We start from the raw sequence: 13,918 nt of genomic DNA, 5'->3' as shown, positions 1-13,918 counted from the left end.
GATGCTTAACTTGAACAGCTCAGTTTTAGATTTTTTGCACTCTGTGGTGTCGGTTTTGCAAGATATTCCAACTCCGGATGTTCATCAAAGGGTGCAAGTGCCACACGGAGTAAATCATTTACCATAGAAAAATCATTTTTTTGCGCTTTTTCAACAGCTTCTTGCAGTATATGGTTTTTCAGTATATATTTCGGATTTACATGTAACATGTTTTTGTGTCTTTGCTCGTCTGAAAAACTCTCTTTTTTCACTCTGGCATCATATGTATCCAACCAGCGTTCAAGATATTCTTTATAAACTGCAAGCTCTAAAATTTCACTTCTTTTCCCTTGATATACTGAAAGTTTTCGAAAAAATACATTGTAATCTATTACAGACTGTTCTAAACTCCGTAACATTAATTTTAACAAAGAGAGATCTTTTTCCTCTTTTGTTTGCAGTCCCATGCGTTTATACATCAACCGGGTATATTCTGTCTCATAAACATCACCAAAGGTATCTTCAAGAACTTCCAGCGCGGCATCATGGTTGATTAGCGGTGTCAGTGCCAAAGCGAGTCGGGACAGGTTCCAGTGTACAATGCCCGGCTGACCTCTGAAACTGTAACGCCCCTGTGTATCAGAACGGTTGCAAACATAATTTGGATCATATATATCCAAAAAAGCAAACGGACCATAGTCTATGGTGCTGCCGTCTATTGCCATATTGTCAGTATTGAGCACACCGTGGTTAAATCCGTATGCCTGCCATTTTGCCACTGTTTTGGCACTCTTTTGCACTGCCTTTTCATACATTTTCAGATATTTATCTTCCTCATTTTTAAGTTCAGGATACGATTCATCTATGACATAATCAGCTAACTGCTGCAGTTTTTGTGTTTCTTCTGCCGCACTGAAGTACTCAAAAGTTCCAAAACGCACCCATGTCGGACAAAGACGCAAGACTATAGCCCCTTTTTCCCATCTTTCACGGGGCACATCGGTATCACTGCCGATGAGGGCCAGGGCTCTTGATGTGCTGATACCAAGACCATGCATTGCCTCAGACATCAAAAACTCACGTATACTCGAACGCAAAACCGCTCTACCATCACCCTGACGGGAATAGAGTGTAGTTCCCGCACCTTTAAGCTGTAAATTTTGTCCGTTTACCTTGCCAAGATTAACAGCTCTGCCATCTCCCAAACGTGGCACAAAACAGCCAAACTGATGTCCCGCATAACACATTGCAAAACTCTGAGAACCCTTTAGTTTCATCTCTGCGTTGACAATTTTTACAAGTGCTTCGTCCATAGTAACATCTTCATCTATACCCAAAAGTTTTGCAGCATCCTGTGAGGCTGCAACAAGAAAAGGTTTTTCAAGCGGTGTCGGTTCCACTCTGTCATAAAAAAGTGTATCCAAAGCAAGGTAAGGCGTTGTCAGTTGTAAGTCAGAAAATTTCATAAGAAAAGTTTTATCAGGTATTGCATTAAAAAAAGCTACTTTTAAAAATTAATTTTTAAAACGCTGGAAACTTTTAAGCAAAAAATATTACACTCCGGGTATGAATAAAGAACTCCAAACAGTGTTTCACTACCATGAAACAACCAAACATTCCCAAAAAAGATATGCAAAATCTTTAGGCTATATGGACTGGGCGACACAGCCTGATCCTTTTCGTATTTACAAAGGTGCAAAGAGCTTAACACTTCCTTTAAGTTTTGACAATCCCACACCGCCCTATTCTCTTTTGGATGAGGAACTGCCCTCTGCACCTCTGATGCTGGAGTCCCTCTCTCAACTGTTACAGTTTTCTATGGGCATTGCCGCATGGAAAAGTTCCGGAGGAAGTTCTTGGGCTGTACGGTGTAATGCCTCAAGCGGAAACCTGCATCCCACAGAGTCTTATCTGATTTTGCCACCGATGATGGGCGGTGCCAAGAGCAGTGTGTCTCATTATGCTCCAAAAAATCATGCACTTGAAATTCTTGCCGAGTTTGACACTAATTTTTTTGAAACACTTCCCAACGAGAGTTTTTTGATAGCTCTTTCAAGCATAGCCTGGCGTGAAGCATGGAAATACGGTGAACGTGCTTTTCGCTATGTCCAACTCGATGCAGGGCATGCCTGGCAGGCACTGGTTGTTTCGGCAAAAATGCTTGGCTGGAAAATTACAAGGATTGACAACGTCAGTGATAAACAGATTGCAAAAATTATCGGGCTTGATCAGGAAAACAGATTTTTTGAAGATGAAAAGCCTGATATGCTTTTGATTGTTTCCAAAGAAGAGAGTTCCCCAAATCTGGATGTAACACCGCTGATAGACGCACTTCCAAACAAATATGAAGGCATAGCCAACAAACTCAGTCCTTCAATTTATGAGTGGAAACTTATAGACGAAGTTGAAAAAGCGACTTCAGTAATGCAGATTTCACAGGCACAGAGAGACAGATGCAAGGTTGCAAGAGAGCCGAGTCGTGAGTCAAAAGAGGTGGTGCTCAGCAGGAGAAGTGTCCATGTAATGGATAAAGAAAAATCCAAAATTTCCAAAAAACAGTTTCATGCACTACTACGCTCTGTGGATTGTTCCCTTGATGGTAAAGAAAATGCCGCCCACCTGGCAATATTTGTCCACAGAGTTGAGGAGTATGACCAGGGACTCTACTTACATGTAAGGAATCAAAAAGATTTAGAAGACTTCAAAAAAGAGTTTCATGATGCATTTCTTTGGAGAAAAACAGACTTTGAAAATCTCTATCTTCTAGAAATTGCTGATTTTACGAAAGCCTCCAAAATCATAAGCTGTAATCAGGATATAGCCAGTGACGGCGCCTTTTCTCTGGGTATGATATGCAGATACTCCGAAGAACTGCTGGCTTACAATGCCCACAGATACAAAGAACTCTACTGGGAATGCGGCATGACAGGACAGCAGCTCTATCTTGAAGCCACAGCACTCGGGCTTTCAGGTACAGGCATCGGCTGTTTTTTAGATGATCTGATGAATGTCAATGTTCTCGGACTCAAAAACAATCTGTACCAGAGTCTCTACCATTTTACGGTAGGTGTCGGTTATGTTGACTCCAGAATTGAGACAAAACCGGCGTATTAAAATATTACTCTATTTTGTTTTAATGTGTTTTAAGTGGATCTTCCCTATAATTGCTTTTTTTTATGGAAAAAAAAGGAGGAGAGCGGGAAAATGAGATTTTTATTTCTGATAGGTTTGTGTACAGCACTTTTTTCCCAGGAACTCCACTCTTTGCTTGATGCCTACAAAAAAGAGTCTGATCTCTCAAAAGTAACAAAAAGGGACACCTCGGGATTTCTTGAGATATATACAAGAGAAGATCTTGAAAGAATGCAGGCACATAACCTTCTGGATGTTTTAAAAACTGTACCGGGCCTTTATCTCAAGAGAGGGGCAAACAACCTGACACTTTTCACAACAGCCTCTGCCCAGAGTACCCCTGTCACTTTTTCAAGAATTTATATCAATGACCATGATATGACATCCAGCTCTTTTGGAAGCGGCTTTTTAATCTGGGGCGAGATGCCTATAGAGTATATTGACCACATAGAAATTTACAAAGCAACCTCTTCCATGGAATTCGGAAACGAAAATGCTTCAATCATTGTCAAACTCTACACAAAAGATGCGGCACGCGACAATGGTTCAAAAGTAAGGATGATAGGCGATTCGCGAGGAGGCTATGATGCCAACATCTATACAACCGACATCACAAAAAACGGTATAAGCTATTTTGCTTATGCCAACAGTGACGATATACGCAGAAAGACGTATCATAACACCTACAACAACAAAACATATGATTTTAAAAGTGATAAAAAAGGCTACAATCTTTACGGTTCTCTCGGCTACAAAGACTATAAACTGGAATTTGGAAAATATTCTAAAAAAAATGACAGTTTTATAGGGATAGGAACATACAAAACACCTGAGGGAGGAGGACTTGATGCCCAACAGTTTTACATACATCTGAGTAAAAAATTTCCCGAGAGACTAAAACTGCAAATCTCCTACGACAACCTTGAATACAGCAGACAATACAATGATGAGAACGGCATACGCATTGCCAATGCCCCTCTTATCAACAGCTACAATATAAAATTTAACGATGACATCTTTTCTGTCATTTTGGAAAAAAAGTTTCAAAACGATGCAAACACTCTTTTTATAGGTTCTTTTTACAAATATAAGGCTTTTACGGCTCAGGGAGACTATTATGACACCACTTTGACATACAGACACAGAAACCAACTCTCAAACAGCCTGAATCTGGTTTCTATTTACGCAGAAGACACCTATGCGATCAACGATACCACGCATATTTTGGCTTCGGTGAAAGGAGATTTTTTTCGTTATCAAAAAGATGTAAAATCGCAGAATGAATACCTTGCCAAAATCGGTTTTGTCAAAGCCGCAGGAAGGACCCGATTTAAATTTTCATACAGTAAAACATATATTCCTCTTGCTTTTTATCAACTCTACAATCCCGAAAATATTCCATACAGGGCAAATCCCCAACTTAATGCACCAAAAATGGATCTCTTTACAACAGGAGTCTATTATCAGGATCAGACCAAAAAGCATAAATTCTCTCTGGAATTTGTTCATGCCACGCTCAAGGATACACTTGTTTATGATCCGAGCACGGCGAATGGCTGGGTAAACAGCAAGGAGGACATATACAAAGAGCTTCTGGAAATTGGTTACAGATACAAGTTTGATCTTGACAATAAAATTGTATGCAATATTGACTTTGGGCGAAACAGTAAAGATATAAACTTTTCACCTGCTTTTGAAACAACAATACGTGCATACAACAGATACAGAAAATTTGATTTTTACAATGAACTGATTTATCGAACTTCTTATACACTTTATGATATATATACAAAAGCCAGTCTTGACTTTACCTCTGCTGTAAAATACAACTACTCAAACGATTTTTCCATAGGCATCCGGGGTGAAAACATATTAAACCGCGGCTTTACTCTGCCATACAAAGGCATTTCCTATACAATTCCGGTGACTGACCAGAAGTTTTTTCTGAATGTGGAGTACACTTTTTAATATGAAAAAATACTTTTTACTTTTCCTGTTTTTATCAGAACTTTTATCAGCTTCGCAGACTGAATATGAATTGAAGATATATCAGGCAATTTTTCAGGCGCTTTTTCCGAACAAAAATGTTATACATGTATGGAGTGACTCACAGGCAACAAACAGAGTTTTTACAAAGACAAGAGATATACAATTGGTCACAGCACCTGCGCAGGCAGATATATTACTCTTAGGCACGGGTGAAAATGCCAGCAACCTGAACGGTTTGAAATTTGCCACAAACTACAAAACATTCAAAAAATACAAAAAGGATCTTATCGGTGGTTTTTATTGGCAAAAAGGGCGTCCGAACATTATTTTTATTAAACGAAATTTGAAAAAATACCATATAGTGCTTCCAAAATCAATGTCCGAATATATTGAGGACTATTGATGAAAAATCTGGCAAAAATATATTTTTTTATTTTTATTTTAATCGCTGTCGGCATCGGATACCTCTACTTTTCACTGCAGCATACGACACAGAAACTATCTGCAAATGTCAACAGACTCTTTATCCAGCAGGCAGACGAATTTGCAAAAAACATATCCCGTGAGATAATACAGCAGTTGCCGCAGGATGAAAATTTTTTTGATGCACTTTTTGAGGGAGAGTATCTCAGAGAAGAACTGGAACGGGAAATAAGTCTGATTGCAACAGGCACATACAAATATGTTTTTGTGCTCTACAGAGATGAAACAGGAACCTACAGATATCTTCTTGATGGCAGTAAAAAGGAGAAGGGTGAATTTGGAGAAAAACTGCATGTAAACAAAAAGATATGGGATCAGGTCTGGAAAAATGCCTGCAGTCATGTTTTTTACCACAAACAACTCGAGACTCTTTGGGTTACCTATCTTTATCCTGTTGTAATACACGGAAAAACGCAGGCAATAATTGCCATAGATTTTTCAAACAATATAGAAAAACAGATACATGCAGCACTCTTACCGCTCAAGACCATTCTCTTTTCAATTTTTGCCGCAATTTTTTTCATGTTTATTGTCATACTGCTGCAACTCTATTTTACATACAAAACAAAAAGAGAAAATCTTACAGATCCGCTTACCGGAGCATACAACAGGAACTATTTACGGGAATTTTTAAACAATGTACAGATAGAAAACTACAAAATACTGATGGTGGACATAGATCATTTTAAGCAGGTCAATGATACCTACGGACACCAGACAGGAGACAAAATACTGCAGGAAGTTGCAAAAATTATAAAAAATACAATCCGTGATGAAGACAGGCTCATCCGTTTTGGCGGTGAAGAATTTATCATATTTATCAAAAAAAGCAGCGGTCTAGCTTCTGAATGCAAAGTTGCACAACGAATCAGAGAAAATATCGCTGCGACAAATTTTCATTATAACAACCAGGATCTTCGCATCACTGCTTCCATAGGCGTTACATGCAGACCGCAAACATTTAAAACGGTAAGTGATGCCATTAAACACGCAGACGAAATGCTCTATGTTGCCAAAAGAGACGGGCGCAACCAGGTTGTACTGGATGTCACAGACACACAAAAAGAAACAGGAAAACAGAAACTCATTCCGGTGTATGAGGTACAAGAAGCGATAGAAGAGGGAAGAGTTGTTTGTTACTATCAACCCATATTCCATATAAAAAGCAGAAAAATTCATAAATACGAAGCACTTGTGAGAATTCAAAACAGAGACGGCAGCATTACTCCCCCGATGGAGTTTTTACCGGTTGTCATGCATACAAATATATACAATTTACTGACAAAGACCATCTTGGGTATTGTTTTTGAAAAAATCAAAGAAAACAGAGTCTCCATAAGCATCAATCTAAACTTTTCGGATATTATTGATAAAAATATATTCTCTCTGATTCTCAATGAATTGGAACAGAACAAAGAATATGCCCACTGGCTGATTATAGAGTTGCTGGAGTATGAACCACTCGACAATTCAAGTGAAATATTTGTAAAAAATCTGCGAATGATGAAAGCCTGCGGTGTAAAAATAGCTATAGATGATTTTGGAAGCGGATTTGCAAACTATACACTGTTTCAGTCACTGCCGATAGACATAGTCAAAATAGATGCCTCTATCATTAAAAATATAGACAAATCAAACATCTCCAAATCAATCACAAAGTCTATTCTCACGCTGACAAATGCACTCAGCATAGAAACTGTGGCTGAATTTGTTCACTCGCAAAGTGTTTTAAAAACCCTTGAAGATATGGATGTTGATTATGCGCAGGGGTATTATCTTGGCAAACCTGAAGCGACTATCAGTTCCTTCGAATAATTGAAGAAAGATGTGATACTTGTGATATAATTATCACATGAAGAATATATTAGATTTTTTTATCCTGGAAAAAGAGAGTGATTTTTGTAACAGACGTTCTATTGTCATAAAATTTGCCTTGATTGCCACTATTGTTCTCTTTTCGCTTTTTGCCTGTATCAACCTTCTGATTCAGCAGTACTGGGCAGCGATTATAGACTCCATCTCTGCCGTAGTCAGTATACTTTCTTATATTTATATGCAAAAAACGGGCAATATTCTTCTGTCCATCCGTATAGTGACTTTCAATATTGTTGTCTTTTTTCTTGTTTTTGCATATATTTCACAGGCGACTCATTTCTCTTTAATCTGGACTATTTTTGTTCCCATTTTTGCCATTATCAGTAACGGTAAAAAAGTCGGGTTGTATTTTTCACTCCTGTTTTACACCCTTCTTTTTGCTCTTTCCTACCATTATATCAATGTATGGAATGCAGGTGAGTGGCACTTTGTAGACTGGGTACGGCTGGTACTTGCTTCTACAATTCTTACGCTCTGCATGTATATTTATGAAGCCCTTTTGGATGCGGCTCAACAGGATTTACAGCTTGCAAGAGCCAAAGAACGCCAAAGAAGCGAAGAGTTGCATCAGCAGTCTGTTACAGATCAGCTCACCGGTTTGTACAACAGAAGATATTATGACAATATGATCGACAAACTCTCTTTTTTGGCAAAACGCCAGGAGCTTTGTATCACTTTTTTTATTTTGGATATTGACTATTTTAAATACTATAATGATTATTACGGGCATATAAAAGGGGATGAAACGCTCATACAGGTAGCAAATGTACTCCAGGAACACATACAAAGAGGTGATGATTTTGTTTTCAGACTCGGAGGAGAAGAGTTTGCGGGTATCATTCTTTCAAACGAAAAAGAAAAAACACATCAGTGGATATCCCAACTTACCACAATCATAGAAAACCTGAAAATAGAGCACAAAGCCTCGAAAATATCAGATTTTCTGACTGTAAGTATAGGCATTGCTACCCTTGAGCATCTTGATGGTGAAAAAAATATTGATTTGCTGTATAAATATGCGGACAAGGCTCTGTATGCCGCCAAATATGGCGGGAGAAATCAGAGCCGGATTGCTCAGGAGAGCTAAAAATCAGTTCAGTTTTTCCAAAATTGCTTCTACAGTATATCCAAACTTCTCAAACAGTTCTTTTGCAGGTGCCGATGCTCCGAAAGTATCCATGCCTATGACAACATCGGCTAAACGGTACCACTCCAGTCCGCGCGCTGCTTCGATAGCTACTTTTTTTGTATCCTGAAGAATGATTTCATTGATATAGTTCTGATCCTGTTCTATAAACAAGTCATAACACGGAACAGAAACAACATTGGCAAAAAGACCTTTTTCCTGAATTCCACGAATTCAAAAAAATTAAAAGAAGACCACCTATACATCCCTAAAACAGGGAGGCTGTGTTGTAAAAGTGGGTGGCACAAACTTTAAGAGATATTTTTTTATAATACCTTTATGTATATCAGAAAAAAGAAAAATACAAGTGGTTCAATAAGTATCCAGATTATAAAAAAGATAAAGGGTAAATCTAAAGTAATTGAGAGTATAGGATGCTCAAAAGATCCAGATAAAATAGAAAGACTTTTAAAAAAAGCTCATAAACGAATAAAAGAGTTAGAGCCTACACTATTTGATAGTGTAAAGCAAGAGGAACAAAAACTAAAATTTTTGCCAATATCAAATGAACAAGTAATACCCATAGGTGATGAGTTATTTTTTGGTGCGATATTTGACAGGATTTTCAATAAAAAAACTATTTTTCAATCAGTTTATAAAGCAAATGATAAACATGAGCTTTTTAAAGCACTTGTTATCTCAAGAATACTCTACCCAGGCAGTAAACTTTATCTGAGTGATTATCTTTTTTATTTTAAAAAGAAAGAGATTAGTGATGAAGCGATATACCGATTGGTAGATAGTCTCTATAAAGATGAAGTAAAACAAAGAATTGAAGAAGCTGTATATAAAGATACACTTGCAAAAGTAGGTGGTAAAATAGCAGTATGCTTTTATGATGTAACAACTCTGTTTTTTGAAAGTGAAAGTGAAGATGATTTAAGACGCATAGGCTTTTCCAAAGAGGGCAAATTGGCTCGTCCTCAAATACAACTTGGACTATTTACAACCTTACAAGGCTATCCACTCTCCTATGAGGTGTATCACGGTAAAAAATATGAAGGGCACACACTTCTTGAAGCACTACTAAACTTTCAAAAGAAATTTAAACTTAAAAACAAACCTATTGTAGTAGCAGACAGAGGAATGCTCAATGATGCAAATATTGCTTTTTTAGAAAATAATGGATACAAATATATACTCGGTGCAAAAATTAAAATGTTACCAAGTGGTATCAAAGATAAAATTATAAATCTGACGTTTATTGATGATAACGTAACCCATGAAATAAATATCCACAAAACCATAACATATAAACAAGATAAACAAAAACATTCTCTTGATATATCCCAAAGGCTCATCCTGACATATTCATCACAAAGAGCGAAAAAAGACAAATACCTAAGAGAAAAAGCTTTAGATAAACTCAAAGCAAAAATAGAGTATTCAACAAACCTGACCAAAAACGATTTAAAACTCTCCCATTATGCAAAATATTTGGATATTGTAGATGACTGTAAGGTGGAGTTTAGACTCAATCATAATAAAGTTTTACAAGATAGTAAGCTTGATGGACTAAAAGGGTATTTAACAAACGATACTACACTTTCCCATAAAGATATAATAGAACATTACCAAAATCTCTGGCATATTGAAAAAGCTTTTAGAATCTCAAAAACAGATTTGCAAATACGACCAATACATCATAGGTTAGAACACCGTATAAAGGCTCATATCCTCATTAGCTTTGTAGCTTATGCCATATATAAAGAGTTTGAAATAAAAACAAGAGAGATTAAAAAAGAGTATCAAATATCATATAAAATTTTACGAGATTTAATTAAACATGTATTTGCTATAAAGTTCGATGATGGTGAGATATTTCCCATTAAGCTATCAGAAGTCCAGCAAAAGTTTTATGATGCTTTACATAGCTAAATTTTAAAATATTTTAAGGTTACTCAAAAGTGGGTGGCAAATCGTGGAAAACAGGAGCTTGCAAGAGCCAAAGAACGCCAAAGAAGCGAAGAGTTGCATCAGCAGTCTGTTACAGATCAGCTCACCGGTTTGTACAACAGAAGATATTATGACAATATGATCGACAAACTCTCTTTTTTGGCAAAACGCCAGGAGCTTTGTATCACTTTTTTTATTTTGGATATTGACTATTTTAAATACTATAATGATTATTACGGGCATATAAAAGGGGATGAAACGCTCATACAGGTAGCAAATGTACTCCAGGAACACATACAAAGAGGTGATGATTTTGTTTTCAGACTCGGAGGAGAAGAGTTTGCGGGTATCATTCTTTCAAACGAAAAAGAAAAAACACATCAGTGGATATCCCAACTTACCACAATCATAGAAAACCTGAAAATAGAGCACAAAGCCTCGAAAATATCAGATTTTCTGACTGTAAGTATAGGCATTGCTACCCTTGAGCATCTTGATGGTGAAAAAAATATTGATTTGCTGTATAAATATGCGGACAAGGCTCTGTATGCCGCCAAATATGGCGGGAGAAATCAGAGCCGGATTGCTCAGGAGAGCTAAAAATCAGTTCAGTTTTTCCAAAATTGCTTCTACAGTATATCCAAACTTCTCAAACAGTTCTTTTGCAGGTGCCGATGCTCCGAAAGTATCCATGCCTATGACAACATCGGCTAAACGGTACCACTCCAGTCCGCGCGCTGCTTCGATAGCTACTTTTTTTGTATCCTGAAGAATGATTTCATTGATATAGTTCTGATCCTGTTCTATAAACAAGTCATAACACGGAACAGAAACAACATTGGCAAAAAGACCTTTTTCATTCAGTGCCTCTTTTGTTTTGAGTGCGAGTTCCACTTCACTTCCTGAAGCAATAAGCGTAATTGTTGCATTCTCATCACTTGCCAAAAGATATCCGCCACGACTGATTTCCCCTTTTACAGGAGCGGGAACAACTGCAAGCCCCTGACGGGAACATACAAAGGCTGAAGGTGATTTTTTCATAGTGAGTGCTGTTTTCCATGCTGCTACATTTTCAGCACCGTCTGCCGGACGCCATACATAAAAGTTCGGCAGGGCACGAAACTGTGAAAGGTGTTCAATCGGCTCATGCGTAGGCCCGTCTTCTCCGACACCGATACTGTCATGCGTCCATACAAAAAACTGCTGAATACCTGTCAGTGCCGCAATCCTTGCAGCAGGCTTGAGGTAGTCCGAAAATACAAAAAATGTTGAAGTAAACGGCATCAAAGGACCATACAGCGCCATTGCATTGGCAATGGCCGCCATAGCATGCTCGCGAATACCAAAATAGATGTTTTTGCCTTTTGGAAATACACCCATATCATTCAGGTATGTCTTGTTTGAAGGACTTAAATCCGCTGAACCACCGATAAAGCCAGGAATCGCTTTGGCTATGGCATTGAGAATTTTTCCGTTTGTATTTCTTGTTGCATCCGCTTTTTCAAAAGTCGGCCACTGAATCCTTGAATAATCTGCATTAAGCAGTGCTTCAAGTGCTTCGTTTTGCTCCATCAGCGGTGCAGTTTTAAGCGAATGAATCCACTCTCTCTCTGCCAGGTCTCCCGCTTCAATGGCACATCGAAAACGCACCATTACATCCTCAGGCACAAAGAATTTTTTCTCCGGATCAAACCCTGCCCCTCTTTTGGCATCGGCAATCACATCCTCACCAAGCGGTGCACCATGGGCATGATGAGAACCTTCAAGCGGACCCGCTCCCTTGGCTATAATAGTATTTGCAATGATAAGTACCGGTCTGTCTGCTTTTTTTGCCTGAGTAATTGTTGCATCTATCTCGTCATAATCATGCCCGTTACACTCAAGCACTTCCCAGCACTGTGATTCAAAACGTGCACGGATGTCTTCTGAAATACTCAAATCCGTATTGCCTTCAATGGTAATGCGGTTAGAATCATAAATGAGAATAAGATTGTCCAGTTTGTTGTGTCCTGCGAGAGAACATGCTTCATAAGAGATGCCCTCTTCCAGGTCACCGTCTCCACATAAACAGTAGACAGTGTGATCAATCAGCTTTGCAGTATCCGAATTGACCTGTGCACCGACATACTTTGAAGCCATAGAGAAACCTACCGCATTGGCGATTCCCTGTCCCAAAGGACCTGTAGTAATCTCAACCCCTTGTGTATGTCCATATTCAGGATGTCCCGGTGTTTTAGAATCAAGCTGACGGAACTGTTTCAAATCTTCAAGCTCCAGACCGTATCCCCAAAGATAATAGAGGGAATAGATAAGTCCTGTTGCATGCCCGCCTGAAAAAACAAGTCTGTCACGATTGAGCCATGACGGGTTTTTAGGGTTATGCTTCAAATGCTCACTCAAAACTACTGCAATGTCTGCAAGCCCCATAGGTGCACCCGGATGGCCAGAGTTTGCCTTCTGTACCATATCTGCTGCTAAAAACCTTATTGTATTTGCCATTTTTTGACGCATTGTATTCTCGTTCATTCTTATTCCTTATGTCTGTTGATATACTTCGTTAACAGAGGTGACAACTCGCCTGACAAGCTCTCATCAAAATTACACATTTCACTGTTGAGCTCATCTGCTAAAAGATTTGCCTCCTGCATTGCCGTTTTCAGTCCAAGTATCGTTACAAAACTGTTCTTCTCTTCATCATTGTTTGTCAGTTTCCCTGCTTCGTCTGAACTCTGTGTGACATCCAGAATATCATCCTGAATTTGAAACAGCAATCCGAGTTTAATCCCAAAATCATACAGCTGTTCTGCCATATCTTCACGCCCTACAATAAGAGCGCCCATTTTCAAAGAGGCGGCAATGAGTTTTGCTGTTTTGTTGGTATGCAAAATCTTAATCTCTTCTATCTTCAAAGGCTTGTTTTCAAAATAACAGTCTATAGCCTGTCCCAGCACCATGCCGCCCAGTCCGCCGTTGCTTGCAAGCTCACGAATCAGTTTTACCCGTATTTCATCAGAAAAAGGAGCATTGGACAAAAATTCGAAGGCATAGGTATTGAGAGCATCCCCTGCCAAAATTGCCGTTACTTCATCAAAGCTTACATGTAAGGTCGGATGACCGCGCCGCAGAGGAGAATCATCCATAGCCGGCAAATCATCATGAATAAGCGAATAGGTATGCAAAAATTCTATAGCCAGAGCCGCATGGTTTGCAGATTCAAGCATGAGAGGGTTGTACGCTTTGACCACGCCGAGCAGCAATGCAGGACGAAATCTTTTGCCGCCTGCTTTAAGCATATCTTGCAAGGCACGCTCATATGTAGGATGAATACTTTGTGCTGTCGGTAAGTTGTCCAATAAAAATTGTTCGAAGTTTTGCATG

The 13,918-nt window shown here is 38.6% G+C and carries 11 protein-coding genes; 7 read left to right on the top strand and 4 right to left on the bottom strand.

From position 1 onward, the window contains the following. Window positions 1–5: 5 nt before the first annotated feature. Window positions 6–1,445: a protein adenylyltransferase SelO gene (locus FJR45_RS01820; protein ID WP_193151088.1), complete on the bottom strand. Its 1,440-nt coding sequence runs from the start codon at window positions 1,443–1,445 to the stop codon at window positions 6–8. Between the two features lie 100 nt (window positions 1,446–1,545). Here FJR45_RS01820 and FJR45_RS01815 point away from each other — a divergent pair, with 100 nt between their 5' ends. The 5 genes from FJR45_RS01815 to FJR45_RS01795 all read left to right on the top strand — a co-directional run bounded on the left by FJR45_RS01815 (window position 1,546) and on the right by FJR45_RS01795 (window position 8,545). After that, window positions 1,546–3,093: a SagB family peptide dehydrogenase gene (locus FJR45_RS01815; protein ID WP_193151087.1), complete on the top strand. Its 1,548-nt coding sequence runs from the start codon at window positions 1,546–1,548 to the stop codon at window positions 3,091–3,093. Window positions 3,094–3,183: 90 nt separating this feature from the next. Further along, window positions 3,184–5,079, top strand: a complete 1,896-nt coding sequence (locus FJR45_RS01810) for a TonB-dependent receptor plug domain-containing protein (protein ID WP_193151086.1) — start codon at window positions 3,184–3,186, stop codon at window positions 5,077–5,079. Between the two features lies 1 nt (window position 5,080). Beyond that, complete coding sequence (locus FJR45_RS01805; protein WP_193151085.1) at window positions 5,081–5,503, top strand: hypothetical protein; 423 nt, start codon at window positions 5,081–5,083, stop codon at window positions 5,501–5,503. Further along, window positions 5,503–7,398 carry a putative bifunctional diguanylate cyclase/phosphodiesterase gene (locus FJR45_RS01800; protein ID WP_193151084.1) on the top strand — a complete coding sequence of 632 codons (1,896 nt, stop codon included), beginning with the start codon at window positions 5,503–5,505 and terminating at the stop codon, window positions 7,396–7,398. The genes FJR45_RS01805 and FJR45_RS01800 overlap by 1 nt, the downstream gene beginning before the upstream one ends. Window positions 7,399–7,435: 37 nt before the next feature. Further along, window positions 7,436–8,545, top strand: a complete 1,110-nt coding sequence (locus FJR45_RS01795; protein WP_193151083.1) for a GGDEF domain-containing protein — start codon at window positions 7,436–7,438, stop codon at window positions 8,543–8,545. Between the two features lie 3 nt (window positions 8,546–8,548). Here the strand turns inward: FJR45_RS01795 and FJR45_RS01790 are convergent, their stop codons facing one another. After that, the gene (locus FJR45_RS01790; protein WP_430739316.1) at window positions 8,549–8,809 is read right to left on the bottom strand and encodes a transketolase-like TK C-terminal-containing protein; all 261 of its coding nucleotides are present in this window, start codon (window positions 8,807–8,809) and stop codon (window positions 8,549–8,551) included. A 114-nt stretch (window positions 8,810–8,923) separates the two neighbouring features. On the opposite strand from FJR45_RS01790, the gene FJR45_RS01785 reads away from it, so the two are divergent. Together FJR45_RS01785 and FJR45_RS01780 are read left to right on the top strand one after the other, a co-directional pair. Further along, window positions 8,924–10,522, top strand: coding sequence for an IS1634 family transposase (locus FJR45_RS01785; RefSeq protein ID WP_193150119.1), 1,599 nt, complete (start codon window positions 8,924–8,926; stop codon window positions 10,520–10,522). A gap of 33 nt (window positions 10,523–10,555) precedes the next feature. Further along, entirely contained in the window at window positions 10,556–11,140 is a 585-nt protein-coding gene (locus tag FJR45_RS01780) for a GGDEF domain-containing protein (RefSeq protein ID WP_193151082.1), read from the top strand. A 3-nt stretch (window positions 11,141–11,143) separates the two neighbouring features. Here FJR45_RS01780 and tkt read toward each other — a convergent pair whose 3' ends face one another. After that, the gene (tkt, locus tag FJR45_RS01775) at window positions 11,144–13,066 is read right to left on the bottom strand and encodes a transketolase (protein ID WP_193151081.1); all 1,923 of its coding nucleotides are present in this window, start codon (window positions 13,064–13,066) and stop codon (window positions 11,144–11,146) included. A gap of 2 nt (window positions 13,067–13,068) precedes the next feature. After that, a complete protein-coding gene (locus FJR45_RS01770; protein ID WP_193151080.1) occupies window positions 13,069–13,917 on the bottom strand; it encodes a polyprenyl synthetase family protein in 849 nt (282 codons plus the stop codon). Window position 13,918 lies beyond the last annotated feature (1 nt).

The organism is Sulfurimonas sediminis (assembly GCF_014905115.1).
GTDB classification, from domain to species: Bacteria; Campylobacterota; Campylobacteria; order Campylobacterales; family Sulfurimonadaceae; genus Sulfurimonas; species Sulfurimonas sediminis.
This window is presented reverse-complemented; position numbering and strand designations above follow the sequence as displayed.